We start from the raw sequence: 24946 nt of genomic DNA, 5'->3' as shown, positions 1-24946 counted from the left end.
CCGTGGACGACGCCATACCTCTGCCCGCCGGGCCCGCAGGCACATCGCGAATCAGGCAGCACCCAGGAGCGGCACAGGCTATGCCACTCGAGATACTCGACCTGCTCGGCCACATACCTCGTTTTGTAATACCTATCGACTATGGACAGCTCTTCGATGGTGCGGCTGATAACGATTCTCGTCCTGGTTATCGGGCTTGCCGGCGCCGCAGCCGTGCTGTTGGTTCTTTCCGACCCCGGCTCCGATAGACCTTACCCCGTGTCCAATTCGGCGCCGGATTCTGCGACAGCATCGACCGTCCCATCTCCCGCCAGCACCCTGCACAGGATGCCCAAACTCTGGGACCAGGACGTGGCGACAGCCGAAAGAACCATCGCCGCCCTGGGGTTCAAGCTGGAGATCTATTCCCTTACCGGGGATGACATCACGGACCCGGTTGATTGGGTTGTCGTCGGCCAGTCGCCGAGGCCGGGGGACCCTCTCAGAAGCACTACTCCGATTAGGGTTGATGTCCTACCCAAGGACATGCCCGTGCCCAAAATCACGATGTCAGGCTCACCCTGGTCTCCTCAGACGAGAGCGACAAGCGCCGCGGAGTTCGACCCGAGCATGCCAGGCGATCGCAAATCGATAACGCCAGGAAGCATAACTTGAGTGCGCCCCGCAATGCCTCCCGGGGACTTTCTAAAAAGCGTTGATCGCCTCCAGTGCTGCAATCATCCGGCCTATTGCGAACAGCAGCATGAGAGCGGAGGCCACCCAGGCCTTCCATGATCGACGCAGAACTAGTCCGGCGGCAAGGCCGAAGCCAAAACCAACCATGGAGAAGATGAGCGAACCCAGTGCGACATCAGGGTCGACAACATCCTCGCCACCCGGCTGCCACCAGTACGGATGAATATCACCAAGATAGCTGTACATCGTAGCGAGGAACGACAGGACATATAACCCGAGATATATGGCGACGTGGATCGCCGCCACCCGCTTTCCTGTATTCGCCATCATCTCAGCACCTTCTCGACTTCGCGCCGGTTCCGGAGCACCCAACTTGTATCCAGAGTTGCAGCTCTGGGCGATGTTAGCCCACATCTCGTCGTTCAGATTTGCCCCGGATGGTTCCTCAGATAATCATCGGGCAGCGTCGTCAGATACTGGGCGGCGATGAAGATAGCTCGAGCGTAGCGCCGTCAGATCGTCGATCAACGGGTCGAGCTCGGCTGATCGGGGTCGTGTCGTCCCATCCATGGGCGGCATCCGCTGTAGCTGGAGAGTGACCGATGACCGATGACCTTGCCGAGCCGCTTCCCTTGGACAAGCTGAATGCGCTTCGGCTCGGCCGACTCCTCGTCGCCGAGGTGGAGACGAGTCGGCCGGGGTGCCGGGCATGGGTCGAGATTCGCCCGATCCTGACGGAGGCCGATGCCGCCGCTCGACGGGAGGGATGGACGCGAAGCGATGCGGGACGCGCCTTCCGACTCGTGCATCGTGAGTTCGTCATCGAGTACCTCGACGGCTGGGACTACGACATGGGGAGCGGCGAGATCAAGCAGGGGTTGGCTCAGGATGAAGCAGGGCTCGTAGTGCGGCTTCAGGCATGGGGTGTGTCGCCCGAGCACCTCGCCTACCCGTGGAACACCGACTACCCCGCGTAATGCGCTGTCAGCTTGGGGATTGCATGGATCACGCGTCGTAGGGCGATGAGGAGATCGCCAACCTCGCCAGACACGCTGGGGTGACTTTGGAACGGACCCGCACAGCCGCGCCGGACTGACGCTCCTATGTGCAAGAGGTCTGGCGGGGAGATACCTCATCGTTGCCTTGGGTGCGTTCGGGGAGGCCGTTACGAGTTCTCCTTGCCCGGCGACAGAACCTGGAGGGCGGCATTGGCCGCGTGCAGGACGCTGATCCATGTGGGATGGTCGAGGTAGGCGGGGTCTGGGGCGGTGGGTCCAAGGTCATCGAGAACGCGAAGGAGGGCGTCAACCACGAGTTGCACGCGGTCGGCTTCTTGCTCATCCCGGAAGAGTTGCGGGATCAGTGCTCGTACGCCGGCTTGGTCGATGAAAGTGTCGTCGATCAGCCAGTGAACGGCGGCGATAAGGTCTGGCCACCCCTGTCCTGATCGCCAGTGTTGCTCTTGATAGTCGCGGTCGCCGAGGGCTCGTAACGCGTTCAGAACGTCTTCACGTTGCTCTGGCCAGTGAACCTGCCGCGCCGCGGAGGCGTGTTCGTTCACGACGCCACGCTACTGAGAGCCGGTACTTGGTAGGGGAAGCCTGGCGATATGCGACAAGACACCCCCTGGTGATCAGGCTCCTACCTCAGCCAGCTACGGCTGGCCATAGTGAGCAGGCTTAGCGATCACCCCGGAGCAGGAGCACCCCCGCCGGAGGCGCTCCGGCCGCTCCCACGGCATTATCGGCCGTTTCGCGGATCAGGTCGCGATTCCTACGATCTGCCCGATCGTCTCCGGCTGGTTCACCATGGCGAGCATGTGGTGGGCGACGTCGGCGCGCGGCACGGAGAAGCCGCCCCGGATGTTGCGGTTCAACGCGGTCCGATACCTGCCGGTCAACGGCTTGTCGGTGAGCTTGGGCGGGCGCGACACCGTCCACTCCAGACCGCTGTCGCGCAGGATCTGCTCGGTCATGGCGAGGTCGGCGTAGTGCCGACCGAAGATCATCCGAGTCAGCGGAGCACCCACGTACCGCATGAGGATGCCGTCACCGGGGTCGTGCCTGGGCGGCTTCGGCCGGCCGGGCACCGCCACCGGTCCGACGGGTGCGGCGCTGACGATGATGATCCGCCGCACGTGCTCGGCCTGCATCGCCGTGACGATCGCGCGGGTGCCACCCGAGGTGATGCCTGCGTCCCCGCGGGGGTTTCGCGGGCCGAGCGCGGACAGTACGGCGTCGGCTCCGCGTACCGCCGAGGCTAGGGCAGGCATGTCCGGCCGGGCGAGGTCGACGGCGACAGCCCGGACACCGTCCGGCAGTTCACGTGGGCGGCGGGCCACAGCCGTCACCTCATGCCCGCCGGCCACCGCCTGCTCGACCAGGTGCCGTCCGATTCCGCCGGTGGCGGCCACGATCGTGAATCTCATCGTTGTCCTCCTGCGGCGAAGGCGCCGCGGTGGTCGATCGCCCAGGTGGCGTACGTCCCCGCCGGGCGACCCAGCAACCGCCGTACGGTGTCGGTGGTCGGTCCGGCTTCGCGGTCGTAGTCGGCCAGCGAGCCGAGCAGCCGGTCGGGCACCTCGTCGGGCAGGCCGGCGTCGAGCATGCCGTGGCGTATCTCCCGGCTTCCCCGCGGGTACAGCTCAAGCTGATCGCCGACTTCCTCCGCAAGACCACCGACGCCGGACTTACCGCAACTCGCGGGCTTACGGCCGGCGGCGATGCCTGACTACGCGCCTGCGCACCCGGCAGGGCGCGGTCGTCGGGGACGACGTCATGGCGTCGGCGGGGCCGGTCGCGGCTGCGACGCCTGTCCAGCGAGGTCACGCCCGATCGGCGATCTCACGAGAAGACCGGCTTCCGACCAACTCAGCCCGCTACGGTGCACAACGTGAAAGATGTTCCGTTCGGTGCACGGGTACGCGGCTGTCTGCTGGGCGGGGCGATCGGCGACGCCCTCGGCGCCCCCGTCGAGTTCGACTCGATCACCGTCATCCGCCGCGACCACGGTGAAGCGGGGCTGACCGACCTCGCGCCCGACTGGCGCGGCGCGACCGGCCTCATCACCGACGACACCCAGATGACGCTGTTCACCGTCGAAGGGCTGATCCGCGCCCGCGTACGCACCAGTGAGAGGGGCATCGGCGGCGGCGAGGTGCAGGTGGTCCGCCACGCCTACCTGCGCTGGCTGGACACCCAGGAACATCGCGTGCCGCCGCCCGCGGACGACCTCGTGCGCACCGGGCGGCTGCGCGAGCAGGACTGGCTCTACCACCGCCGCGCGCCCGGCAACGCCTGCATGTCGGGGCTTCGCGCCGGTCCCGGCCCGCTCGCCGCCCCCGGCATGCCCGGACCGGTCAATCCCGGTTCGAAGGGCTGCGGCACCGTCATGCGATCCGCCCCGTTCGGGCTGGCCACCCGCGACCCGCGCGAGGCCTTCACGCTCGCGGCCGGCTGTGCGCAGATCACGCACGGGCACCCCACCGGGTATCTGGCGGCCGGGGCCTTCGCCGCGCTGATCTGCCTCCTGGCCCAGGGCGCGCCGCTCGCGGAGGCCGTACGCGACGCGCTCGGCCTGCTGGGCGAGCGACCCGCGCATGAGGAGACGTCGGCCGCGATCGAGGCGGCGGTCGCCCTGACCGGCACGGCGGAGCCCTCGCCCGAGACGGTGGAGTCGCTCGGCGGCGGATGGGTGGCGGAGGAGGCGCTGGCGATCGCCGTCTACTGCGCGCTGGTGAGCGGCGACGACGTCGAGCGGGCGCTGCTGCTCGCGGTCAACCACTCCGGCGACAGCGACTCGACCGGCTCCCTCTGCGGCAACATCCTCGGCACGCTGCACGGAGAAGCGGCATTCCCCCAGCGCTGGCTGTCCCGGCTGGAGGGCAGGGACACCGTCGTCGAGCTCGCCGACGACTTCACCACCGCTTTCACGGGTGGCCGCCTCGCGCCGGACAAGTACCCCGGCTGCTGACCCGCACCCTGCGCCGTGTCCGCGGCCGGCTCGGGCCGCCATCGTCCGCACTCCGCGTGGGAGGTGCGCACATCACCGATGAATCCCACGCGTTCGACGAGTCCGGCAACTCGGCCAGGGTCCGTCCGGCCCGCCGAAGAGCCGGCGGAGAACGGGCACCCCGACGCCTGATCCTCATACAGCCCGGCTGCGCTCACCGCATGGGCCGAACGGCCACCTCCCGGCGAGTGCCGCATGGCGTTGACTTTGTCGCAATGCATGTCTCATGCTATTGATACAAACATTGCGACAAAGGAGGAGCCATGACCCATGAGCCGTTACCGGACGGCAGCGCGTCGCGTGCGTCCGACCTGCGACTGGCGGAGGCGTGGCTGGCCCGGCACGACCTGTCCGGTGCGCGCCCGACCCCACTGCTGGCCAGCCGGCTCGCGGTCCGGGGACGTGCCCGCCTCGCCGCCGCGGCGATTCCGGCCGTGCTGATCATCGCGAGCGCGCTCGCCGCCGTTCCTGCCTTCGACGGCCGTGAGTCACATCGCCCGCTGCCGCTGCTGGCCCTGACCGCGCTGGTGGCCGGCCTGCTGCTGGCACAGTCGCTGCTCGACTGGTGGGTGCGACGCGTCGACCAGCGGGCGGGCGCGACGCTGTCCCGCAGGGCCGCCCATCCGATCCAGCCCAGCTGGCGGGCCGTGCTCGGCCTGCCGTACGCCGTCTTCACGGTCGCCACGTTCGCCTGCGCGATGGCGCTGGCCGGGAGCGCCCTGGCCGTTGCCGACCCCACCGTGCGGCAACTGGCCGTCGTCCTGCTGATCGGCCTGCTCGGCGTGACGGCCATCACCGCCGTGCAACTGCGGCACCTGCTGCGGCGCCCGGTCGTGGCGGACGACGAGGAATCGCTGACCGCCGACGTCATCATGCGCGTCGAGGACGCGCGCGACCTCACCACGCCAAGCGTCCAGTGGTCGCTGCCCATGGTGCTGCTGTTCGGTACCGCGCCCGGCTGGTTGAGCGCCGCTGTGGTCGCCAATGTGATCTTGGGCATGGTCGCGTACGTCGCGCTCCGTTTCAGGACGGCGTCGAGCGCGACGGTGGCCCGGCGGGTGATGAGCATCCGATGATCGTCATCGACTCGGACTCACCGGTGCCGCCGTTCGAGCAGCTGCGAGCCCAGCTCGCCCGGCAGATTCAGGACCGCACGCTGGCCGTGGGCACCCGCCTGCCGACGATCCGCCAGCTCGCGGCCAACCTCGGCCTGGCCGTGAACACGGTCGGCCGGGCGTACCGGGAGCTTGAGGAGGCGGGGCTGATCGAGACGCGCGGGCGGGCGGGTTCGTTCGTGTCGGCCGCCGGCGAGGACGGCCTGGAGCGAGCCCGCCAGGCGGCCGCCGACTACGCGGCCGTGATCGCCAGCGTCGGCATCGACACGGGCGAGGCCATCCGCATCGTGCAGGCGGCGCTGACCTCGGGCACAGCGACACCGGCCTCGTCATGATCGTCATTGCGGGCGGCGCAGCCCGTCCACTGCGGCTCCTTGGTCCGCCGCATCCCACAGCCGAACCCGGTCGCACCGGTCGACCGACTGCCGCAGGCAGGGGACGGCGTGGTTGACGCCGGACAGCGGCTCGTGAATCGTCGGCGACGTACCGACCGGGCATTCTTTGCGAAAGGGTCGAGCCGATGGCGATGCCGACCGTGATTCGAATCGTCTCCGACGAGGAGTACCGCCCCGAGCGGCACAAAGCCGGCTCGGCCCCTCGTCGCGGCATGTGCAGCTGGCACGGCGGGGCTCATCAGATCACCCGGTCAATGCGACTCGAGGAAGTGCGCGCGAACGGCGTCCGGGTGGCGTTGTACGGCGTCTGCGACGCGGCGCACGCCGAGATCACCGAGCACGTACGGCGGAACACCGGCAACTGAGCGATCACGAGAGGGCATGGGAACGCCCGGAAGGACACGCTCAGGCCGGCGACCCTCGACGCCCGATCATCGGCCTCCCTGACCGGCGCCCTCTGTATCCCCTGGCCGAGCCGGGAGACGAGTTCACCATGACGGCGCAACGCCACGAACCGGGGCACGGGCGGACCCCCGAGGAGATCCGTGTATCGCTCCGTGACGACGGCAGCCCCCGCGCCATTCGCGCCGGAAAGGGCGGGGAGCCGGCCGGCTCCCTGCCCCGTTTGCTGCGATTCCCGCCGGCGTCGCGACGCGCCGTCCCGCGGGGTCAGTGCTGGACGAGAATCCTGCGGTCCGCGGTCTTGGCCTCCTCCTTGAGACCGACCGTGATCTCCAGGATGCCGTCACGGTAGACGGCCGTCACGTCCTCGGCCTTGGCCGTCGGGGGAAGCGTGATGGTGCGGGAGAACGCGCCGTAGGCGATCTCGGTGCGGCGCGGCTCGGTGGTGTCCGTGGTCTCCTTGGTCTTCTCGGCCCGGATGTGGAGCATCCCGTGGCCGACAGTGACTTCGAGGTCCTTGTCGGGGTCGATGCCGGGCAGCTCGGCCCGCAGCGTGTAGTGCCCGTCCGCGACGCGGTCCTCCACTCTGATGATCTGGCCGAACGGCCGGAACCCGTAGACCGGGCTCTCCAGCAGTTCCAGCAGTTCCGGGAAGGGGAACCGGCCCTGGCCGCGCTCCGTAAGGTTCATCGTGACCTCCTTGTCTCGATGACGACTCCTCAAGCACACACCCGGCGCCTGCTGTCCGGCAGGGCCGGACGTCCCGTCCGGAGGACCTCTGATCACCCGCCGCCCGGGGGCCGTCGGTCCCTTCCGGCGGGGACGTTCGGCGACGCTTACCGCCGTCCGGCCGCCGCGCGACGACCGGGGACCTGTGTCACACCGATCGGGGTCCATCGCCGCGTTCGCCGCGTCCGCCGCCGCGTCACCGTGGAGGTGCCGCGAACCACCCGGGCGTACGGCGGCCGGAGGGATGACGATGGACGAGCGTGGACACATCGCAAGAGCGTTCGGGCCAGGCCCGCTGGACGCGTACCTGTCTCGCATTGGCAGGACCCCGCTGCTGACCGCGCGCGAGGAGGTCGAGCTGGCCCGGCGCATCGAGGCCGGTCTGTACGCCCGCCATCTGCTCGACGAGGACCCCGGCAGGCCGGACGCGGCCGAGCTGGAGATCCTGGCCGCCGACGGCCTGCGGGCCCGCGACCATCTGATCCGCGCCAACCTCCGCCTGGTCGTGTCGATGGCGAAGCGGTACCTCCACCGGGGCGCGTCGCTTCCCGACATCGTCCAGGACGGCAACCTCGGCCTCATCGAGGCGGTGGACCGGTTCGACCACCGCCGGGGGTTCCGCTTCTCCACCTGCGCCGCCTGGTGGATCCGCAAGGAGATTCAGAAGGGGCAGGAGACGAGCGGGCTCATCCGCATTCCCGGGCACGTCAGGGACGAGTTGCACCGGCTGACGCGGGCCGAGGAGAAGCTCGTGGCCGAGACGGGTCAGGCGCCCTCCGCGGAAGATCTGGCCGAGGAGCTGGGCAAACCGGTCGAGCGCGTCCTCGCCTGGCGGCTGCTGGCGCGCGACTGCGTCGCCCTCGACGCCAGGGGGGCCGACGGGCCGGCCTCCCCCGATCCGTGCCCCCAGAACGAACCGGTGGAGCACGCGACATGGGCCCGTCCCGAGGAGGCGCTGGAACAGGCCGCCCTGACCGACGCGCTCCGCTCGGCCACGGCCGCGCTCGCGCCGCGCCAGGCGCTGATCGTACGGCTGCGGTTCGGCCTCGACGGCACGGCGGAGCAGACCCGGCGGCAGACCGCCGAGACCGTGGGGGTGCCGCACCAGTGGATGGGCCGGCTGGAGCGCGAGGCGCTGGCCCGCATGCGCGGTCACGACGGAGGCAGGACGTTCGCCGCCTGGGCCGGTTGAGCCAGGCCCGGCTCAGCCTCCGGCGGGAGATCCGGGCGATGGCGCACGCCACCGGCAGGCGAAAGCACCGGAGCCGGTCACCGTCCAGGCAGGGTCACCGTCCAGGTTGGGTCACCGTCCAGGCGGGATCCCGGCCGATGACGCCGAGCAGGCGGTCGAGCGGAGCGGCGTCGTCGGGGACCGCCACCGGTGGCCCGAAGGCGCCGCGCCGCCTGCCCATCTCCACCATGTTCTCGGTGAAGCCCAGCGCCCGCGTGACGGCCTCCGGATCCGGCTCGTACTCCTGGCCGGTGGCCCTGGCCAGGTCCCAGCCGTGCACGACCATGTCGACGAGGTACATGTGGGCCAGCGTGGTCATCGGCATGCCCATGGCGGGGCTGGTCCCCTCCCACGCCTCGGGCCGCGACCAGGCGGCCAGCGCGCGCTCCGCCCGCTCCGGGAAGTCGCCCGCGTAGGGTCCCTGCTCGACGCGCGGCCCCTTGCCGGCCAGCGACTCGAACAGCTCCGCCACCCACTCGAGGTGGTTGATCAGATCCTTGACGTCGAACTTCTCGCAGGGCGTCGGGAGCCCGAGTTGCTCCTGCCGCACCGCGCGCACCAATCCCGCGGTCCGTTCGGTGGCGCGCGTCATCAAAGGCATCATCTCTCGCATGGCAGCCATCGTGCCGCCCGCCCCCGAGGCGCGGCTTGTAGAAACGCGACAGCGCGGATGGGTGAACCCGTACGCGGCGCTCGACGCCTTCGACTTCGTCCGGCACGCGCCGTCGCCCGCGCTCGCGGCGTACGTGGAGCACTTCTGGGTCGTCACGTGGACGGATCTCGCCGAGCCGTACGAGCAGCGCATCATCTCGCACCCCAGCGTGAACATGACGATCACCGAGGATTTCCACCGGATCGCGGGGGTGATCAAAGGTGGCTTCTCCTACACCATGCGGGGCAGCGGCCGCGTGCTCGGCACCCGCTTCCGGCCGGGCGGGTTCCGGCCGTTCCTCGGCGGCCCGGTGTCCGACCTGTCCGACCGCTTCGTGGAGGTCGGCGAGATGTTCGGGGCGGCCGGGGCTGCCCTGGTCGAACAGGTCCTGGCCGAGCCCGACTCCCGGGCCGCCATCGCGCTCGTCGAGACGTTCCTGCTGGGTCTGGGACCCGCCGAGGATCCGCTGGTGCACGAGGCGGCGGCGCTGGTGGCGCTGGTCGAGAACGACATGTCCGTGACCAGGGTCGACGAGCTGGCCGCCAGGTCGGGGCTGTCGGTGCGTTCGCTGCAGCGGCTGTTCCGCGACTATGTCGGCGTCGGCCCCAAGTGGGTGATCCGCCGGTTCCGGCTGCACGAGGCGGCGGAGCGGATCCACCGGGGCCTCGACCTCGCCACGCTGGCCGCCGAACTCGGCTACACCGACCAGGCCCACCTGACCCGTGACTTCACCGGCGCGGTGGGGATGCCACCCGCCGCCTACGCCCGGCTCACCGGCCACGCCGGGAGCTGAGGCGGTCCCGGCCCGTCCATCCCCCTGCTTGAGGCGGCCGGCCATGCTGGAACCACGGCACGAGCCGGCTCAGCCATCCGCCGTGCCGGATGTCTCGGGGAAACGACGGGTGGCCACGACCGCGGCCAGGTCGGGCGCGAGCCTGAGCTCCGCCGCGTCCAGCCCCGGGTGGCCGAGCCAGTGCATCCGCGCCTGGTCGACCATGCCGCCGAACCGCGGCGGCCAGTGCCCGGCCGGGGTCAGGTCGTCGACGACCAGCGTTCCTCCCGGCCTGAGCAGCCGGTGCGGATCGGCCGGCTCCTCGCCGTTCTTGCCCTGGCCGCCGCCGTCGAGCACGAGCAGGTCGTACGGCCCGTCCCGGTGGATCTCCCGCCAGTCGCCGGGGATGACCGAGACCCGCGGATGGCCGGCGAACACCTCGGCGGCCAGGGAGGCTCGCCGCCGGTCCCGTTCGACGCTGACCAGCCGGGCCCCGGGCCGCGCGCCGGAGGCCAGCCAGGCCAGGCCCACACCGCACCCGGTGCCGGTCTCCCCGATCGTCTCGGCGCCTGCCGCCAGCGCGTACAGCAGCCGTCCCTGCTCTGGCCGGCAGGACGGGCCGAAGCCCACTCGCCGGGCCGCCTCGACCGCACGCCGGACCAGCGGAGGAAGTTCCGTGAGGCGGTCGTACGCCGCCGTGCCCCCGATCGACATCGCCTCAGGTTAGGACGCGCCCCGGTGGCCCGCTCGGGGATGGTTCGGAGCCTGGGGCGCGGCGGCGGGATCGACTATGCTCGCGTCGTTCGCGCTCTGAACCCGTGTTCGCATAGCGAACAAGAAGGGAACGTCATGGGGTCGGCCTTCGTCTACGCCGCGGCGCGCACGCCGTTCGGCAGGTTCAACGGGGCGCTCGCCGAGGTCCGGCCGGACGACCTGGCGGCCACGGCGTTACGCGGCGCGCTGGCCAGGCTGCCCGGGCTGGACCCGGCCGAGATCGGCGACGTGGTGTGGGGCAACGCCAACGGCGCGGGCGAGGACAACCGCAACGTGGGCCGGATGGCCGTGCTGCTCGCCGGGCTGCCGGTGACGGTGCCGGCCACCACGGTCAACCGGCTGTGCGGGTCGAGCCTCGACGCCGCCATGATCGGTTCGCGGACCGTCGAGAGCGGCGACGCCGACGTCGTCGTCACCGGTGGCGTGGAGTCGATGACGCGGGCACCCTGGGTGCTGCCCAAGCCGTCGCGTGCCTTCCCGGCCGGGGACGTGACCGCCGTGTCCACGACGCTCGGGTGGCGGCTGGTGAACCCGCGGATGCCGAAGGAGTGGACGGTCTCCCTCGGCGAGGCCAACGAACTGCTCCAGGAGCGGTTCGGCATCTCGCGCGAGCGGCAGGACGCCTTCGCCGCGCGGTCGCACGCGCTGGCCGACGCGGCCTGGAACGACGGCTTCTACGACGACCTGGTCGTCCCGGTCGAGGGCGCCGGCCTGAGCAGGGACGAGGGGATCAGACCCGGCACGACGCCGGAGATCCTCGCCGGGCTCAAACCGGCCTTCCGCCCCGGCGGCACCATCACGGCCGGCAACGCCTCCCCGCTGAGCGACGGCGCCTCGGCGGTCGTGCTCGGGTCGGAGGCCGCCGCGGGCCGGATCGGCGCGGATCCGATCGCCCGTGTCGCGGGCCGCGCCGCGTGCGCGCTCGAACCGCGGATGTTCGGGTACGCGCCGGTCGAGGCCGCCAACCAGGCGCTGCGCCGGGCGGGCGTCGGCTGGGACGACGTCGGCGCCGTCGAGCTCAACGAGGCGTTCGCCGTGCAGTCGCTGGCGTGCCTGGACGCCTGGAAGATCGATCCCGAGATCGTCAACACCAGGGGCGGCGCCATCGCCGTCGGCCACCCGCTGGGCGCCTCGGGCGGGCGCGTCCTCGGCACGCTCGCCCACGTGCTGCGCGAACGCGGCCTGCGGTGGGGTGTGGCCGCCATCTGCATCGGCGTCGGCCAGGGCCTGGCCGTCGTCCTCGAGAACGTGAGCGCCTCATGACCGCCGCCGTGTTCACCGATCCGGACGAGGCGGTGGCGGGCGTCGCGGACGGCTCCACCGTCCTCATCGGCGGCTTCGGCCTGGCCGGCATGCCGGTCCCGCTCGTCGACGCGCTGATCCGGCAGGGCGCGACCGGCCTGACCGTGGTGAGCAACAACGCCGGCAACGGCGACACCGGGCTGGCGGCGCTGCTGGCCGCGGGGCGGGTACGCAAGATGATCTGCTCGTTTCCCCGGCAGAGCGACTCGTGGGTCTTCGACGGCCTCTACCGGGCCGGGAAGATCGAGCTGGAGGTCGTCCCGCAGGGCACGCTGGCCGAGCGCATGCGCGCGGCCGGGGCCGGCATCGGCGCCTTCTACTGTCCCACCGGGGTCGGCACACCGCTGGCCGAGGGCAAGGAGACGCGCACCATCGACGGCCGCGATTACGTGCTCGAATATCCGATCAAGGGGGACGTCGCCCTCATCGGCGCCCACGTCGGCGACCGGATGGGCAACCTCGTCTACCGGAAGACCGCGCGCAACTTCGGGCCCGTCATGGCGACCGCCGCGACGCTGACGATCGCGCAGGTGCGCCACGTCGTCGAGACCGGCGCGCTGGACCCCGAGAGCGTGGTCACCCCCTGCATCTACGTCGACCGGATCCTTGACCTGAGCGCGACGGAGGACAGCCGGTGAGCACCGTGGAACACCTCGGCCGTGGCCCGCTCGGCCGCGACGAGCTCGCCGCGCTCGTCGCCAGGGACATCCCGCCCGGTTCTTTCGTGAACCTCGGCATCGGCCAGCCGACGACGGTCGCCGACCACCTCCCGGCCGGCTCCGGGGTCGTCCTGCACACCGAGAACGGCATGCTCGGCATGGGGCCCGCCGCCCACGGCGACGAGATCGACCCCGACCTCGTCAACGCCGGCAAGATCCCGGTCACCGAGTTGCCGGGCGCGTCGTACTTCCACCACGCCGACTCCTTCGCCATGATGCGCGGCGGCCATCTGGACGTGTGCGTGCTGGGCGCCTTCCAGGTCTCCGCGCGCGGAGACCTCGCCAACTGGCACACCGGCGCCCCCGACGCCATCCCCGCCGTCGGCGGCGCCATGGACCTGGCCACCGGCGCCAAGCAGGTGTTCGTCATGATGACCCTGTTCGCCAAGGACGGCACGCCCAAGCTCGTCCCCGAGTGCACCTATCCCCTCACCGGCCTCACCTGCGTGAGCCGCCTCTACACCGACCGCGCCGTCTTCCACATCGGGCGCCAAGGCGTCACGGTGACCGAGACGTACGGCATGAGCGTGGCCGAGCTCGCGTCCCGGCTGGAGGTCCCCCTGCGCACCCTCGGCGCGGCGGAATAGACATACCGCCGGGCACCGTGACAACCAGGACTGACCGGACGTTAGTCTCCTCCTGTGAGTAACCGGGCAGTCCTCGTCACCGGCGCGTCGCGCGGCATCGGACGGGCGGTCGCGGTGGCCTTCGCCGCCGCCGGCGACCGCGTCGCCATCCACCACCGCGGCTCCCCGGAACTGGCCGAACGGCTCCGTGCCGAACTGCCCGGAGAGGGCCACGCCGTCGTCCAGGCCGACATCGCCGATCCCGGCGAGGCGCGGCGGATGGTCGAGGAGGCGGCGGCCGCCCTCGGCGGCATCGACGTGCTGGTCAACAACGCGGGCGTCTTCCTGTCCCAGCCGATCATGGAGACCTCGTACGAGGAGTGGCAGGCGGTGTGGCGCGAGACGCTGGCCGTCAATCTCGTCGGACCGGCCAACGTCATCTGGAGCGCGGTGAGGCACATGGCTCCGGGCGGCAGGATCGTCAACATCTCCTCACGCGGCGCCTTCCGCGGCGAACCCGGCAGTCCCGCGTACGGGGCGAGCAAGGCGGGCCTCAACGCGCTGAGCCAGTCGCTCGCCGTCGCCCTGGCGCCGCTCGGCATCGCCGTGGCCGCCGTGGCACCCGGCTTCGTCGAGACCGACATGACGAACGAGCACCTCAAGGCGCCGCGGGGAGACGAGATCCGGGCCCAGAGCCCCTTCGGCAGAGTGGCGAGGGCCGAGGAGATCGCGGCCGCCGTCCTTTATCTGGCGTCACCGGCCGCCGAGTGGGCCAGCGGCACCATCGTCGACCTCAATGGCGCCTCCTACCTGCGCAGCTGAGCCGGGACGCCCAGCACGGGCGGAGCCGCGCTCGGCGGCGGCGCGACGCTCGACGGAGACCGCCCTGGCGAGGTGCGGGTGTAGGGCGGACGAGCCCGGGCAGGCGGGTCCGAGTCTCCGAGTCGAAAGGCGACGACAGTGACCACTGCCAAGGAACAGGACGTCATCGAACTGCTGCTGACGCAGCACGAACAGATCAAGACCATGTTCATGGAGGTCGCGGCCTCGCAGGGCGACCGCAAGCGTGAGCTGTTCAACGACCTCGTACGGCTGCTCGCGGTGCACGAGGCCGCGGAGGAGCAGGTCGTGCACCCGGCGGCGCGGTCGACGGCGGGCGACGGGGTCGTCGAGGCCCGGCTGCGCGAGGAGGACGAGGCCAAGCACGCCCTGTCCGACCTGTACGACCTCGGCGTCGACCACCCCGAGTTCGCCATCCGGCTGGCCGCGCTGGAGAAGGCGGTCGTGGACCACGCGACGCACGAGGAGCGGGAGGAGTTCCCCCGCCTGCGTCAGGAAATCTCCCCCGAGCGGCTGCGCGGCATGGCCGGTGCGGTCAGGGCCGCCGAGAGGGTCGCGCCGACCAGGCCCCACCCCGGCGCCGGTGGGTCCGCCGCCGCGAACATGCTGGCCGGCCCGCCGATCGCCGTGTTCGACAAGATCCGCGACGCCGTGCGGGACTGGCGGCAGTCGCACAAGGACTGACTGAGGCCGCCCGGTCTGACAGCACAGTCGGGCAGCACGGTCCGGCGGCGTGGTCCGGCACCCGGGGCGGCCCGGTGCCGGGCCGCCCCGGCCGGAGCACGAGCGGCGTCAGACGTCCCTGACGACGGCGAACACCCCTCGTGCCTCCGTGTCGTCCGGCTGGCGCCAACCGGCCACGATGTGTCCCCTCGCGTCGGCGGAGTCCTCCGCGCCGGGCCGCAGGACACGATTCACGCGCATGGCGAGCCGCTCGCCATGCCCGCCGTCCGCGGCGGTGCGCACGACGATGTCGGTGCCGTGCGGCCCGTCGTCGGTGCTGCTCGACAGGATCGGCCCCCAGGCGGGATCTCCCGTGAAGCTCCTGGTCACGGTGGGATCGGGGGTGTCGCTCCGGCTCTGGTGCTGCGGCTTGGCGTCACCCCTGAACAGGGCGGCGAGCTGGGCGACGAGGATCGGGTCGTGCGTCCCGTCGTAGACCCATCGCCGGCCCAGCACTCCGTGCTGGGCCGTTCCGATCAGCGCGTGCTCGGCTCCCTCCAGCGGCGCCCCCCGATAGGTGAGCGGCACGTGGTAGGAGACCGGCCGGTCGCCGGCCACATCGGTGACCACCATGAAGTCGATCCCGACCTCGCCCGCTGGGTCGTCGAGCCGGAAGCCGCCCGCTCTCTTCAGATCCGGCCCTCGCCCCGGCCGGTACCAGGGCCGGGCGGGGAGCCACGACGTGAGCAGCTCCAGCTTGCTGGGAGTCAGAGTGGTGTGGTGAATGACAGCCATTCCGCGAAGGCCCTCCGTCGGCGTCCCGTCCCCATGTTCCCCGGCGACACCCGCCAGGGGCCGATCATCCTTTCACGAGGCGCGGAGCCGGTGGGCGAGGACGGCGCCATCACGGCCCGCCGTGTCGCATGACTTCGTCCGTCCGAACGGCGCCGCCGACGCCGGATAGCGGGTCAGCTCGCGGTCAGCTTGCGGACCGGCGACTTGCTCGACCGGCGCTGCGCGGGCGCCTGCGAGTCGAAGCGGACCTGCCATTCGCCCGTGGACGGCACCTTCTTGCGCAGCGTGAACCCGCCGTTCGACCCCGTCGTCGCGGATCCCTGTACGGCATCGCCGCCGGAACCAGAGGGGTCGAACCAGAGCCGCACGCGCTGCTGAGGCAGGGGGTCCCACCGGGCGGGCCGCCCGGCGGGCTCCACCCGGACGAGGAGCGTGCCGGTGTGGGTCGCCTTCCTGCCCCGCTTGCCGCTCTTGGGTTTCGCCGAGTAGGTGATCATGGTCCTGGCCCCGGCGGAGCGCACCGTAGAGCGGACCTCGGCGCTCCTCGCGGAGGTCAGCCGGGCTTTGTCCTCCTCGGCGGACCCGCGGAACTCCGCCGACCAGAAGCCGGAATCCGTCGCCGTCACGGTCGCGTCGAACCGGCCCGATCTGCCGGTGACGGCACGCGCCACCTCCCTGCGTGCGAGCGTGTCGTCGGCCCGGAACAGCAGGGCGACCGTGCGCTCGGGAAGGCCGCCCCAGTCGTCATCGCCGGTCGCCGCCTCCAGGCGGCCGGAGAGGGTCAGCTCGCTCCCCTCGTCGACCGGGTCGGGCGACAGTCCGAAGCCGTCGATCCTCGACCGCCGCGGCCTGTCCCCCACGCGGACCTCGAACTCCCGCTCCTCGGCCGCGTCGCCCGCGGTGACGGTGACGCGCCAGGCGCCCGCCGCCGCGTCCCGGCCGAAGGCGTGCCTGGCCCGCCACCGCTCCTCGAAGCGGGTGCGCTCCACGCACTCGAAGCGCAGCGGCGCACGCGAGGCGTCCGGGGCCGTCAGGCCGCCCTCGACCTCGGCGGCCCCGCCGCTGGTGACCACGTCGACGGTCACCTCGGCCGCGTCCTCGCCGCCGATCGAGACGGGGTCGGGATCGACCTCGACCGACTCGATCTCCACGAGGGCGTCCCCCGGGACGGGCCGTCGAAGGAGCCGCGCGAGCAGGTGCCGGATGATCCTCATAGCTCTCAGCACACCTTCCGGTAGGGCGCCTCAGGCACGAGGCGCCGCCAGTCGTCTTCACCCAGGGAGCCGCCGGCCCGCGAGCAGACCTCCGCCGCCGCGAGGTCCGGGTCGGCCGTGTAGCGCCGCAGGGTCCCGTCCCTGCCCGCGCTGTAGAGGTGCCGCCCGTCGGCGGCGAAGGCGAGCGCGAGCACCGGGCCGATGTGGACGGCGTACGGCAGGCCGAGCGGCGACCGGAAGGCGGCGTCCCAGAGGCGGACCTCACCGCTCGTGCCCCCGGTGGCGATCAGCCGCCCGCCGGGCGCGTAGGCGAGCGCCACGACGTCGTCGAACCGGCCCTTCTCCGGCGCGAGCGTGCCGGTCCGCCGCAGTGTGCGCGCGTCCCACAGGCCCACGCCCGCCTCGTGGAAGCCGGTGGCGATCGTCGCGCCGTCCGGGCTGAAGGCGATCGACCGCACGCCGTCGAGCACCGGGCCGAAGGGACGGCCGGTGACCGTGCCCGCGGTCAGGTCGACCAGGGCGGCGTCCCGCCCGCCGATCGCGAGGACCCGGCCGCCGGGACCGACCGCCATGACGTCCCATCCGCTCCTGCGCGGCACGGAGACCTCCGCACCGCTGGACAGGTCCCACACCCGGACGGGCCCGTACGCACCGTCGACGGGCGCCGCGGCGAGGACCCGGCCTCCGGCGGCCAGCCCGCCCACGGACGCGGCCCCCGCGATCGGGAACCGGCGGAGCAGGCGGCCGTCCGCCACGTTCCACAGGCTCACCGTCGCGGCGTCGCCCGAGGCTCGCGTGCCGTCCGGGCGGGACGCGGTGGCGAGCGCCCGGCCGTCCGGGGCGAAGGCGAGCGCCCCGGCGGGGACGCCGCCGAGGGACGGCCCCAAGCGGACCCCGGCGGCCGGGTCCCACAGCAGCGGGCCCGTCCGGCCCGGCGCGACGGCGAGCGTCGCCGCGCCAGGGGCGAAGGCCGCGGCGACGGCCGAGGGAGCGACCGCCGTCGAACGGGCGCCCGCCGCCGCGTCCACCGTCGCGACCCGGCCGCCGCTCAGCAGGTAGCGCAGGACCGGGCCGCCCGCCGCGCCCGGCGCGACCCTGATGTCCGGCATTCCGGTGGTGTCCTCCGGCGTGGAGTAGGCGATCAGGCCGCCGTCGTCCGCGCTCCACAGGCCGATCCCGGTGCGGTCGAAGGTCAGGACGAGGCGGCCGCCGTCGCCGTACGCGAGCCAGACGGCGGAGGCGCCCTCCAGCACGGGGCCGCGGCGGCGGCCGGTGGACAGGTCCCAGAAGCGGACGTCCCCGCCCTTGCCGACCGCGAGGGTGCGGCCGTCGGGACCGAAGGCGACGGCGTCGGCGCGCCCGCCCTCGGGGGCACGGAGCCTGCGCGCGCCGCCGGAACGCCCGGCCGCGAGCTCGTACAACCGGAACCGGCCGTCCTCAAGCAGCACGGCGGCGTGCCGTGCGGAGACCGCGATGCCCGCGACCGGCTCGTCGCGCACGTCCAGCAGTTCGGCGCCGCCGAGCGCGTCCCAGACCTGGCCACGGCGGCCGGGCGCGAGAACGGCGAGCCGCCTGCCGTCCGGGCCGAAGGCCATCTCCAGCGCGCCGTTCCCGAACGGCGGCCCGAGCGGGCGGCCGCTGCCCGGGTCCCACACGCGCAGCGCGCCGCCGCTCGCGACCGCGAGGCGGCGGCCGTCGGGGCTGAGCGCGACGGCGCCGGGGGCCGGCCCGATGCCCTGAACGCTCCCGGCCACGCGCTGCGCGGTCACGTCCCACAGGACCGCCCGGCCGGCGTCGGCGACCGCGAGCAGGCGGCCGTCCCCGCTCAGGTCGAAGCGGGCGCCCGCGGTGACGGGCGGCGGCGGGTCGACCCGCCGCAGGGGCTGGGCGAGCGAGCTGTAGAGGGCCGCCCGGGCCTCGGGCACCCCGGCCAGCCGCCACGCGGCCACGCTCAGCGCCATCGCCCGCGCGGGGTCGGACGAGCGCGAGGTCTCGGCCAGGGCCGCGAGCCGCCGGGCGACGGCCACGTCCCGCTGCCGCTCCGCGGACGCCTTCTGGTCGAGGGCCAGCCCTGCCGAGGCCCCCGCGACCACCACGAGCACGGCGAGCACGGCGGTGAGGCGCCGCCGCCTCCGGGCGCGGACCCGGGCGAGCGCCCTGGACTCGTCGAGGAACGCCTTCTCCAGCGTGTTCAGCGTGACGTGGTGGCGCGTGGTCGCCGCCCAGCCGAGCGCGGTCTCCAGTGCCGTCCCCTGGTAGAGGTCGCCTGGACGCCGCCCGTGCCGGTCCCACAGGCGGGCGGACTCGGTCAGCGGCCGCTGCACGCGCAGGCCCGCGCGTTCCGCGTCGACCCACCCGTGCAACCGGGGCCAGGCCCGCAGCAGCGCGGCCGCGGCGAGCGCGACCGTCTCGCCGTCTCTGACGACGAGATCGGCGCGGGCGAAGCCGGACAGCACCCGGGCGGCCGTCTCCCGGTCGACCACGCCGTCGAGGAGCTCGTCCTCCGGCACCCGCCGGGGCAGGTCGTCGCCGCCCTCCCCCGGCGCGACCATCCGCAGCATGATCCGCGGCACCAGCGCCTGGTCGGCCGGGGTGAGCGCGCCGTACGCCTCCTCGGCCACGGTCGCGAGCGAGGGTGGCGCGAGGGTCCGGGACGGCCCGGTGCCTTCTGCCCTACGGGTGCCTTCTGCCCTACGGGTGCCCTCGGCCGTGCGGGTGCCCTCCGCGAGCAGCGCCTCGCGCCTGCCGTACGGCGACGAGTGCCCGAGCAGCGTCGCGAGCAGGGCGGCCGCGTCGGGCCTGGCCTCGGGGTTCTTGTCGAGCGCCCGGGCCACCAGGCCGCGCAGCGGCTCCCGCAGCGCGGTCAGATCAGGCTCGCTCGCCAGGATGCGGTGCAGCAGGGCCGCCACCCCCGTGAGCGCGGGCCCCGGCGGGCCGGGCGCGCCGCCGTGCGACGACGGCGGCGTGGTCCCCCCGGCGAACGGCTCCCTGCCGGTGGCGGCGAACAGCGTCACCGCCCCCCAGGCCCAGATGTCGACGGCCGGCCCCGCCCGCGCCCCGATCACGATCTCCGGGGCCATGAAGGCCGGCGTGCCCGCGACGTGCCCGGTCGTCGTCAGCGACATGTCGGCGGTCCTGGCGATGCCGAAGTCGATGACGCGCGGGCCGTCCGGGCCGATCAGCACGTTGTCCGGCTTGAGGTCGCGGTGGATCACCGACGCCTCGTGGATGGCGGCCAGCGCCGTCGCGATGCCCGTGGCGAGGCGGTGCAGTTCCTCAGGTCCGTACGGCCCGCTCCGCGCGACCGCCGCGCGCAGGCTGGGCCCGGCGACGAACTCGCTCACGATGTACGGCCGGGGGCCCTCCAGGTCGGCGAAGACGACTCTGGCCGTGCAGAACGGCGCGACCCGGCGCGCGGCGTCGACCTCCTTGGCGAACCTCGCCCGCGCCTGCTCGTCCTGCGCCCCGCCCGCCGCGCGCAGGACCTTGACGGCGACCCGCTGCCCCGCCTCGTCGTACGCCTCGTAGACGACGCCCTGCCCGCCCTCGCCCAGGCGGCCGGCGAGCCAGTAGCCGCCGATCCTGCGCGGATCGCCGGGGAGCAGGACGGTCGCCATCCGGACCTCCCGACAGCAGCGGACCGCTTGCCCCGATCGTGCTACGGGCGCCCGCCGCCGCCAAGACCGCTGGGGCGATCCGCACCTCGGCGAAGGGCCGGCTCACCTGTTCCGGTGATGCGCGAGCAGCCGGGTGAGCAGCCGGGTCAGCGTCTGCCTGTCCTCGGCCGTGAGCGGTCCGAGCAAATCGTCCTGCACCTTGTCCAGCGCCCGGTCCATCCGTCGCAGTTGCGCGTCACCGGCCGGGGTGAGCGCCACGATGTTGCGCCTCCGGTCGTCCGGGTCCGGCGTCCGCTCGACGAAACCCCGCTCGACAAGCTGGTTGATCGCCGCCACCACGTCGCTGCGGTCCATGGCGCTCCGGCGGCCCAGCTCGGCCTGGCTGGCCGCCCCGAACTCGTGCAGCGCGGCCAGAAGCCGGTAGTGGTACCCGCGCGCGCCCACCTCGCCGAAGCCGTCGGACGCCATCCGGTGGGCGTGCACCGCTAGCTGGGTGAGCAGCCAGCTCGGCTTCGAGGTCAGGCGTGCGGGTGTCTCCTCCACGACAGCCACCCTACATCGTTGGCGTCGCCAACCAATCTCTGTATAGTTGGCGGAACCAACGTTGGCGCAGCCAACAAACGACCACTCCCCCGAAGGCAAAGCACATGATCGAGCCCTTCCGTATCGACATCCCCCAGGCCGACCTCGACGACCTGCGCGACCGGCTCTCCCGCACCCGCTGGCCCAACGAGGTCGCCGGCGCGGGCTGGGACTACGGATTCCCGCTGGCGCGGCTCAGGGAGCTGGCCGAACACTGGCGCACCGGCTACGACTGGCGCGCCCACGAGGCGGAGCTCAACAAGCTGCCGCATTACGTCACGGAGATCGGCGGCCAGAACGTCCACTTCGTCCACGTCCGGTCCGCGCGACCGGACGCGCTCGCGCTGATACTCACCCACGGCTGGCCCGGTTCGTTCCTGGAGTTCCTCGACGTGATCGAGCCGCTGTCGCGCGACTTCCACCTGGTGATCCCGTCCATCCCGGGGTACGGCTTCTCCGGGCCGACCCACGAACGCGGCTGGGACATCGTCAGGGTCGCGCGGGCCTGGGCCGAGCTGATGCGCCGCCTCGGGTACGAGCGCTATGGCGCGCAGGGCGGCGACTTCGGGTCGGGCATCTCACTGGCGCTCGGCGCGGTGGCGCCCGGCCAGGTCGTCGGCGTGCACGTCAACTACCTGCCGACCCGGCCGGTCCCCGACGCCGGCCTCCGGCTCTCGGAGTCGGACGAAGCCCGGCTGGACAAGGTCCGGCACCTGATGGCGAACCGCCCGCCGTACCAGGCCCTGCAGGCCACCACGCCGCAGACCATCGGCTACGCGCTGACCGACTCGCCGGTCGGCCAGCTCGCCTGGATCGCCGAGCGCTTCGCGCAGTGGACCGATCCCCGCTCGCCGATCAGCGACGAGCGCGTGCTCACCAACGTGTCGTTGTACTGGTTCACGGCCACCGCGGCCTCCTCCGCGCGGCTGCACCGCGAGACCCCTCGGCGGAGCGAGCCCTGCCCGGTGCCGGTCGGCGTGGCGGTCTTCCCGCACGACATCACCCAGTCGGTGCGGCCGCTGGCCGAGCGGTTGTACGACGTCAGGCACTGGTCGGAGTTCGAGCGCGGCGGGCACTTCGCCGCCATGGAGGTGCCGGAACTGCTCGCCGGGGACGTCCGGGACTTCTTCCTCCGGCACCGCGAGCCGGCCGCCTAGATCGCGTCCGGGCCGACGCCGCCCGTGTCCCGCAAGCGGACGCCGAGACGCTCTCCTCGGGAGCATCTCGGCGTCGGAGCCCCGCCAGGCGGAGCGGACGGGCGCCGTCACCCGGCCATGCGGGCGGCCATCTCGACGAGCCGGTTGGCGTAGCCCCACTCGTTGTCGTACCAGCCGAAGACCTTGACCAGCGCGCCGTCCGCCTGGGTGAGCGCGGAGTCGAACACGCAGGACGCCGGGTCACCGACGATGTCGCGGGACACGAGCGGGTCGGTGCTGTAGCGCAGCACGCCCTTCAGCTCACGCTCGGCGGCGTCGGCGAAGGCCCGGTTGACCTCACCTGCCTCGACGGGGCGGGACACCAGCACGGCGAGGTCGGTGAGCGAGCCGTCCTCGACCGGGACGCGCAGCGCGACGCCGTCCAGGCAGCCCGCGAGCTCGGGCAGCACCTCGCCGACCATCCGGGCGGCCCCCGTCGTGGTCGGGACGATGTTCACGGCGGCCGAGCGGGCCCTGCGGGGATCCTTGTGCGGGGCGTCCAGCAGTCTCTGGTCACCGGTGTACGCGTGCACGGTCGTCATGAAGCCGCGGACGACGCCGAAGTTCTCGTGCAGCACCTTCACCATCGGGGCCACGCAGTTGGTGGTGCACGAGGCCATCGAGACGATCTGGTGGCGGCGGGGGTCGTACGCCGCGTCGTTGACGCCGGGGACGATAGTGACGTCCACGCTCTTGCCGGGCGCGGAGACGAGCACGCGGCGGGCGCCGCCCTTGAGGTGGCGCGCCGCGTCGTCCCGGGTGCGGAACCGGCCGGTGGCCTCGATCACGAGGTCGGCGCCGTAGGCGGCCCAGTCGATGTGCGCCGGGTCGCTGTGCGCGGTGACGGGGATGCCGCGGCCGTCGACGTCGATGGACGACGCGCTCGCGGTGACGGGCACGCCGAGGGGGCCGTGCGTGGAGTCGAACTTGAGCAGGTGGGCGAGCGTCGCCGCGTCCGCGAGGTCGTTGATCGCGACGACCTCGATGCCCATGGGCAGCGCGCGACGCAGCACCGCCCTGCCGATCCTGCCGAAGCCGTTGATGCCGATCTTCATGGTGATCCTCCTCAGCGCTGGCTGTGCTGCGATCGTCCCTCTCCGCCGCAGACCGCCGTAGGGCCGTAAGGGCCGCGAGCAGAGGCGAAACAGCCTTCGCCGGCGGGCCTTCCGCCTCTCCGCCCCCGCGCGCCGGCGGCGGTGGGATGGGGAGGCGTACGAGGAGGAAGAGATGCGTGTGAAGGTGGCCGAGGTCATGGCCCGCGACGTCACGGTGGTGGAGAGCGGCACGCCGTTCAAGGCGGTCGCCCAGGCGCTGATCGCGGCGGACGTGGGAGCCGTCTGCGTGGTCGGCCCGGATGGGCGGGTCTTGGGCGTCGTCACGGACGCCGACCTGCTGCTCAAGGAGGAGTTCAAGGATCAGTACCCCCACGAGGGCTACCGGCCGCCGCTGCGGGCGCGGCTGCGCCACCTGTTCGGCAGGGAGGGACGCGGCGGACGCGCGAAGTCACGCGGCGACACCGCCGCCGAGTTGATGACGACGCCCGCCGTCACGGTCGGCCCCGGCACCGCTGTGGTCTTCGCCATCCGGCTCATGGACGAGCACGGCGTCACGCACCTGCCGGTCGTCGGGGCCGACGGCGCCCTTGAGGGCATGGTCGGCCGGCACGACCTGCTGCGGGTCTTCACCCGCCCCGACGCCGACATCGCCCGCGAGATCGCGACCGACGTGCTCGGCCGCTCCCTGTTCAGGGACATGAGCGCGGTGGACGTGACGGTCGACCAGGGCGTCGTCACGCTGGCCGGCCACCTGCGCTGGCGCAGCGACGCACAGGCCGCCGCCCGCCTGGCGCGCGGCGTCAACGGCGTCGTCGACGTGGTCGACCACCTGGAGTGGGAGGAGGACGACACCCACACCTGGCGCCACCGCTGACGGGCCGGGCCGAAGGTCCCACGATCACGGGACTTCGGGGGGCACGCGGCGTGCCGTACGGCACCAGCGGCGGGGGTGGCGAACGCGGTTTCCTTGAAATGTCAAAGAGAGAGCAAAGACGCGAAGTTACCGAAAGGGGCCGGTCATGGCCATCACCGAAGGGCGCAACCAGAGGAACCACCACCTCTACGACGCCGCTCCCCCCGCCGCGGTCACGGTCCCCGCCCCCCGCGCGCACACCGAGACGCTCCCCGCCGGCACCGAGCCCCAAACCACCCAGGGCCCCGCACGGTTCGCCTGGGCCGCCGCCCGCATCGCCCTCGGCTGGGTGTTCCTGTGGGCCTTCCTGGACAAGATGTTCGGCTTCGGCTTCGCCACCCCCGCCGCCAAGGCCTGGATCAACGGCGGCAGCCCCACCACCGGCTTCCTCAAGGGCACCGCCGACAACACCCTCGGCGGCCTGTTCAACGCCCTCGCCGGACAGCCCTGGGTCGACTGGCTGTTCATGACCGGCCTGGCCGGCATCGGCACCGCGCTCATCCTCGGCATCGGAATGCGCATCGCCGCCACCACCGGCACCCTGCTCCTGCTGATGATGTGGGCCGCCGCACTGCCCCTCACCACCAACCCCTTCATGGACGACCACATCGTCTACGCCATCGTCCTCATCGGCCTCGCCCTCGCCAACGCCGGCAACACCCTCGGACTCGGCACCATCTGGACCAACACCACCCTGGTCCGCCGCCTCCCGATCCTCAAGTGAACCC

General features: G+C 72.3%; 27 protein-coding genes. 15 read left to right on the top strand and 12 right to left on the bottom strand.

Annotation, left to right across the window (positions count from 1 at the left end; all coding sequences use genetic code 11):
* The first annotated feature begins 141 nt into the window (after positions 1 to 141).
* Complete coding sequence (locus HHX31_RS25685) at positions 142 to 654, top strand: PASTA domain-containing protein (protein ID WP_169951002.1); 513 nt, start codon at positions 142 to 144, stop codon at positions 652 to 654.
* Positions 655 to 684: 30 nt separating this feature from the next.
* Here the strand turns inward: HHX31_RS25685 and HHX31_RS25680 are convergent, their stop codons facing one another.
* Positions 685 to 1005, bottom strand: coding sequence for a hypothetical protein (locus tag HHX31_RS25680; protein WP_169951000.1), 321 nt, complete (start codon positions 1003 to 1005; stop codon positions 685 to 687).
* Positions 1006 to 1277: 272 nt separating this feature from the next.
* Here HHX31_RS25680 and HHX31_RS25675 point away from each other — a divergent pair, with 272 nt between their 5' ends.
* Positions 1278 to 1652 carry a hypothetical protein gene (locus HHX31_RS25675; protein ID WP_211590322.1) on the top strand — a complete coding sequence of 125 codons (375 nt, stop codon included), beginning with the start codon at positions 1278 to 1280 and terminating at the stop codon, positions 1650 to 1652.
* Positions 1653 to 1840: 188 nt separating this feature from the next.
* Here the strand turns inward: HHX31_RS25675 and HHX31_RS25670 are convergent, their stop codons facing one another.
* The 3 genes from HHX31_RS25670 to HHX31_RS25660 form a co-directional block, all read right to left on the bottom strand.
* The gene (locus HHX31_RS25670) at positions 1841 to 2236 is read right to left on the bottom strand and encodes an SCO4402 family protein (protein WP_169950999.1); all 396 of its coding nucleotides are present in this window, start codon (positions 2234 to 2236) and stop codon (positions 1841 to 1843) included.
* A 198-nt stretch (positions 2237 to 2434) separates the two neighbouring features.
* Positions 2435 to 3103, bottom strand: coding sequence for an NAD(P)-dependent oxidoreductase (locus HHX31_RS25665; protein ID WP_169950997.1), 669 nt, complete (start codon positions 3101 to 3103; stop codon positions 2435 to 2437).
* Positions 3100 to 3282, bottom strand: coding sequence for a hypothetical protein (locus tag HHX31_RS25660; RefSeq protein ID WP_211590321.1), 183 nt, complete (start codon positions 3280 to 3282; stop codon positions 3100 to 3102). Before HHX31_RS25660 ends, HHX31_RS25665 begins: the two co-directional genes overlap by 4 nt.
* A gap of 285 nt (positions 3283 to 3567) precedes the next feature.
* Between HHX31_RS25660 and HHX31_RS25655 the strand changes: the two genes are divergently transcribed.
* From HHX31_RS25655 to HHX31_RS25645, 3 genes are all read left to right on the top strand, one after another.
* Positions 3568 to 4647, top strand: a complete 1080-nt coding sequence (locus tag HHX31_RS25655) for an ADP-ribosylglycohydrolase family protein (protein WP_311932234.1) — start codon at positions 3568 to 3570, stop codon at positions 4645 to 4647.
* Between the two features lie 302 nt (positions 4648 to 4949).
* Positions 4950 to 5762: a hypothetical protein gene (locus HHX31_RS25650; RefSeq protein WP_169950993.1), complete on the top strand. Its 813-nt coding sequence runs from the start codon at positions 4950 to 4952 to the stop codon at positions 5760 to 5762.
* Positions 5759 to 6136 carry a GntR family transcriptional regulator gene (locus HHX31_RS25645; RefSeq protein ID WP_169950991.1) on the top strand — a complete coding sequence of 126 codons (378 nt, stop codon included), beginning with the start codon at positions 5759 to 5761 and terminating at the stop codon, positions 6134 to 6136. The genes HHX31_RS25650 and HHX31_RS25645 overlap by 4 nt, the downstream gene beginning before the upstream one ends.
* A gap of 729 nt (positions 6137 to 6865) precedes the next feature.
* Here HHX31_RS25645 and HHX31_RS25640 read toward each other — a convergent pair.
* Positions 6866 to 7288 carry an Hsp20/alpha crystallin family protein gene (locus tag HHX31_RS25640; RefSeq protein WP_169950989.1) on the bottom strand — a complete coding sequence of 141 codons (423 nt, stop codon included), beginning with the start codon at positions 7286 to 7288 and terminating at the stop codon, positions 6866 to 6868.
* A 289-nt stretch (positions 7289 to 7577) separates the two neighbouring features.
* Between HHX31_RS25640 and HHX31_RS25635 the strand changes: the two genes are divergently transcribed.
* Positions 7578 to 8519: an RNA polymerase sigma factor RpoD/SigA gene (locus HHX31_RS25635; protein WP_169950987.1), complete on the top strand. Its 942-nt coding sequence runs from the start codon at positions 7578 to 7580 to the stop codon at positions 8517 to 8519.
* Positions 8520 to 8613: 94 nt separating this feature from the next.
* Here the strand turns inward: HHX31_RS25635 and HHX31_RS25630 are convergent, their stop codons facing one another.
* The gene (locus HHX31_RS25630) at positions 8614 to 9150 is read right to left on the bottom strand and encodes a TIGR03086 family metal-binding protein (RefSeq protein ID WP_211590320.1); all 537 of its coding nucleotides are present in this window, start codon (positions 9148 to 9150) and stop codon (positions 8614 to 8616) included.
* Between the two features lie 19 nt (positions 9151 to 9169).
* On the opposite strand from HHX31_RS25630, the gene HHX31_RS25625 reads away from it, so the two are divergent.
* Positions 9170 to 10003, top strand: a complete 834-nt coding sequence (locus HHX31_RS25625) for a helix-turn-helix domain-containing protein (RefSeq protein WP_169950984.1) — start codon at positions 9170 to 9172, stop codon at positions 10001 to 10003.
* Between the two features lie 69 nt (positions 10004 to 10072).
* Here the strand turns inward: HHX31_RS25625 and HHX31_RS25620 are convergent, their stop codons facing one another.
* A complete protein-coding gene (locus HHX31_RS25620) occupies positions 10073 to 10696 on the bottom strand; it encodes an O-methyltransferase (RefSeq protein ID WP_169950982.1) in 624 nt (207 codons plus the stop codon).
* A 135-nt stretch (positions 10697 to 10831) separates the two neighbouring features.
* On the opposite strand from HHX31_RS25620, the gene HHX31_RS25615 reads away from it, so the two are divergent.
* From HHX31_RS25615 to HHX31_RS25595, 5 genes are all read left to right on the top strand, one after another.
* Entirely contained in the window at positions 10832 to 12019 is a 1188-nt protein-coding gene (locus HHX31_RS25615) for a thiolase family protein (RefSeq protein WP_169950980.1), read from the top strand.
* On the top strand, positions 12016 to 12696 hold the full coding sequence (locus HHX31_RS25610) for a 3-oxoacid CoA-transferase subunit A (protein ID WP_169950978.1): 681 nt from the start codon (positions 12016 to 12018) through the stop codon (positions 12694 to 12696). The genes HHX31_RS25615 and HHX31_RS25610 overlap by 4 nt, the downstream gene beginning before the upstream one ends.
* A complete protein-coding gene (locus HHX31_RS25605) occupies positions 12693 to 13364 on the top strand; it encodes a 3-oxoacid CoA-transferase subunit B (protein WP_169950976.1) in 672 nt (223 codons plus the stop codon). The genes HHX31_RS25610 and HHX31_RS25605 overlap by 4 nt, the downstream gene beginning before the upstream one ends.
* A 54-nt stretch (positions 13365 to 13418) precedes the next feature.
* A complete protein-coding gene (locus HHX31_RS25600; RefSeq protein ID WP_169950974.1) occupies positions 13419 to 14165 on the top strand; it encodes an SDR family oxidoreductase in 747 nt (248 codons plus the stop codon).
* Between the two features lie 138 nt (positions 14166 to 14303).
* Complete coding sequence (locus HHX31_RS25595) at positions 14304 to 14867, top strand: hemerythrin domain-containing protein (RefSeq protein ID WP_169950972.1); 564 nt, start codon at positions 14304 to 14306, stop codon at positions 14865 to 14867.
* Positions 14868 to 14975: 108 nt separating this feature from the next.
* Here HHX31_RS25595 and HHX31_RS25590 read toward each other — a convergent pair whose 3' ends face one another.
* From HHX31_RS25590 to HHX31_RS25575, 4 genes are all read right to left on the bottom strand, one after another.
* The gene (locus HHX31_RS25590; protein WP_169950970.1) at positions 14976 to 15641 is read right to left on the bottom strand and encodes a maltokinase N-terminal cap-like domain-containing protein; all 666 of its coding nucleotides are present in this window, start codon (positions 15639 to 15641) and stop codon (positions 14976 to 14978) included.
* 173 nt (positions 15642 to 15814) lie between these two features.
* The gene (locus tag HHX31_RS25585; RefSeq protein ID WP_169950968.1) at positions 15815 to 16855 is read right to left on the bottom strand and encodes a hypothetical protein; all 1041 of its coding nucleotides are present in this window, start codon (positions 16853 to 16855) and stop codon (positions 15815 to 15817) included.
* A gap of 5 nt (positions 16856 to 16860) precedes the next feature.
* Positions 16861 to 20472, bottom strand: coding sequence for a WD40 repeat domain-containing serine/threonine-protein kinase (locus tag HHX31_RS34660; RefSeq protein ID WP_249346557.1), 3612 nt, complete (start codon positions 20470 to 20472; stop codon positions 16861 to 16863).
* A 102-nt stretch (positions 20473 to 20574) separates the two neighbouring features.
* Positions 20575 to 21015 (bottom strand): MarR family winged helix-turn-helix transcriptional regulator, encoded by a 441-nt coding sequence (locus HHX31_RS25575; RefSeq protein WP_169950966.1) that lies wholly within the window; start codon positions 21013 to 21015, stop codon positions 20575 to 20577.
* A 104-nt stretch (positions 21016 to 21119) separates the two neighbouring features.
* Between HHX31_RS25575 and HHX31_RS25570 the strand changes: the two genes are divergently transcribed.
* Positions 21120 to 22211, top strand: coding sequence for an epoxide hydrolase family protein (locus HHX31_RS25570; protein WP_169950964.1), 1092 nt, complete (start codon positions 21120 to 21122; stop codon positions 22209 to 22211).
* A gap of 107 nt (positions 22212 to 22318) precedes the next feature.
* Here the strand turns inward: HHX31_RS25570 and gap are convergent, their stop codons facing one another.
* On the bottom strand, positions 22319 to 23311 hold the full coding sequence (gap, locus tag HHX31_RS25565) for a type I glyceraldehyde-3-phosphate dehydrogenase (RefSeq protein ID WP_169951124.1): 993 nt from the start codon (positions 23309 to 23311) through the stop codon (positions 22319 to 22321).
* 166 nt (positions 23312 to 23477) lie between these two features.
* Between gap and HHX31_RS25560 the strand changes: the two genes are divergently transcribed.
* Complete coding sequence (locus HHX31_RS25560; RefSeq protein WP_169950962.1) at positions 23478 to 24179, top strand: CBS domain-containing protein; 702 nt, start codon at positions 23478 to 23480, stop codon at positions 24177 to 24179.
* Between the two features lie 145 nt (positions 24180 to 24324).
* Positions 24325 to 24942, top strand: coding sequence for a hypothetical protein (locus HHX31_RS25555; protein WP_249346555.1), 618 nt, complete (start codon positions 24325 to 24327; stop codon positions 24940 to 24942).
* The last annotated feature ends 4 nt before the right edge of the window (positions 24943 to 24946 follow it).

Source organism: Microbispora sp. H11081 (genome assembly GCF_012999535.1).
GTDB lineage: Bacteria > Actinomycetota > Actinomycetes > Streptosporangiales > Streptosporangiaceae > Microbispora.
The sequence above is the reverse complement of the archived record's forward strand: the minus strand, read 5'-3'. Positions and strand labels throughout refer to the sequence as shown.

Excerpts from the sequence above, each read along its gene's own strand:
- HHX31_RS25685 (WP_169951002.1), top strand. The coding sequence starts at position 142 with ATGGACAGCTCTTCGATGGTGCGGCTGATAACGATTCTCGTCCTGGTT.
- HHX31_RS25680 (WP_169951000.1), bottom strand. The coding sequence starts at position 1,005 with ATGATGGCGAATACAGGAAAGCGGGTGGCGGCGATCCACGTCGCCATA.
- HHX31_RS25675 (WP_211590322.1), top strand. The coding sequence starts at position 1,278 with ATGACCGATGACCTTGCCGAGCCGCTTCCCTTGGACAAGCTGAATGCG.
- HHX31_RS25665 (WP_169950997.1), bottom strand. The coding sequence starts at position 3,103 with ATGAGATTCACGATCGTGGCCGCCACCGGCGGAATCGGACGGCACCTG.
- HHX31_RS25660 (WP_211590321.1), bottom strand. The coding sequence starts at position 3,282 with ATGCTCGACGCCGGCCTGCCCGACGAGGTGCCCGACCGGCTGCTCGGC.
- HHX31_RS25650 (WP_169950993.1), top strand. The coding sequence starts at position 4,950 with ATGACCCATGAGCCGTTACCGGACGGCAGCGCGTCGCGTGCGTCCGAC.
- HHX31_RS25645 (WP_169950991.1), top strand. The coding sequence starts at position 5,759 with ATGATCGTCATCGACTCGGACTCACCGGTGCCGCCGTTCGAGCAGCTG.
- HHX31_RS25640 (WP_169950989.1), bottom strand. The coding sequence starts at position 7,288 with ATGAACCTTACGGAGCGCGGCCAGGGCCGGTTCCCCTTCCCGGAACTG.
- HHX31_RS25635 (WP_169950987.1), top strand. The coding sequence starts at position 7,578 with ATGGACGAGCGTGGACACATCGCAAGAGCGTTCGGGCCAGGCCCGCTG.
- HHX31_RS25630 (WP_211590320.1), bottom strand. The coding sequence starts at position 9,150 with ATGACGCGCGCCACCGAACGGACCGCGGGATTGGTGCGCGCGGTGCGG.
- HHX31_RS25625 (WP_169950984.1), top strand. The coding sequence starts at position 9,170 with ATGGCAGCCATCGTGCCGCCCGCCCCCGAGGCGCGGCTTGTAGAAACG.
- HHX31_RS25620 (WP_169950982.1), bottom strand. The coding sequence starts at position 10,696 with ATGTCGATCGGGGGCACGGCGGCGTACGACCGCCTCACGGAACTTCCT.
- HHX31_RS25615 (WP_169950980.1), top strand. The coding sequence starts at position 10,832 with ATGGGGTCGGCCTTCGTCTACGCCGCGGCGCGCACGCCGTTCGGCAGG.
- HHX31_RS25610 (WP_169950978.1), top strand. The coding sequence starts at position 12,016 with ATGACCGCCGCCGTGTTCACCGATCCGGACGAGGCGGTGGCGGGCGTC.
- HHX31_RS25590 (WP_169950970.1), bottom strand. The coding sequence starts at position 15,641 with ATGGCTGTCATTCACCACACCACTCTGACTCCCAGCAAGCTGGAGCTG.
- HHX31_RS25585 (WP_169950968.1), bottom strand. The coding sequence starts at position 16,855 with ATGAGGATCATCCGGCACCTGCTCGCGCGGCTCCTTCGACGGCCCGTC.
- HHX31_RS34660 (WP_249346557.1), bottom strand. The coding sequence starts at position 20,472 with ATGGCGACCGTCCTGCTCCCCGGCGATCCGCGCAGGATCGGCGGCTAC.
- HHX31_RS25570 (WP_169950964.1), top strand. The coding sequence starts at position 21,120 with ATGATCGAGCCCTTCCGTATCGACATCCCCCAGGCCGACCTCGACGAC.
- HHX31_RS25560 (WP_169950962.1), top strand. The coding sequence starts at position 23,478 with ATGCGTGTGAAGGTGGCCGAGGTCATGGCCCGCGACGTCACGGTGGTG.
- HHX31_RS25555 (WP_249346555.1), top strand. The coding sequence starts at position 24,325 with ATGGCCATCACCGAAGGGCGCAACCAGAGGAACCACCACCTCTACGAC.